Raw genomic sequence first — 255 nt, 5'->3', positions numbered from 1 at the left:
CAGTTATTGCGATGGAGGGACGGAGAAGGTTAGGCCAGCCTGGCGTTGGTTGTCCAGGTTTAAGGTGGTAGGCTGAAATCTTAGGCAAATCCGGGATTTCAAGGCCGAGAGCTGATGACGAGTTGCCGTTAGGCGACGAAGTGGTTGATACCATGCTTCCAAGAAAAGCTCCTAAGCTTCAGATAACTGGGAACCGTACCCCAAACCGACACAGGTGGTTAGGTAGAGAATACCAAGGCGCTTGAGAGAACTCGG

General features: G+C 51.8%; 1 rRNA gene. It reads left to right on the top strand.

Going from position 1 to position 255, the window contains the following annotated elements:
• Positions 1-255 (top strand): 23S ribosomal RNA (locus J5M58_RS27395); the annotation flags it as partial.

It is taken from the genome of Pseudomonas sp. 32_A (genome assembly GCF_017490905.1).
Lineage (GTDB): Bacteria > Pseudomonadota > Gammaproteobacteria > Pseudomonadales > Pseudomonadaceae > Aquipseudomonas > Aquipseudomonas inefficax.
The sequence above is the reverse complement of the archived record's forward strand: the minus strand, read 5'-3'. Positions and strand labels throughout refer to the sequence as shown.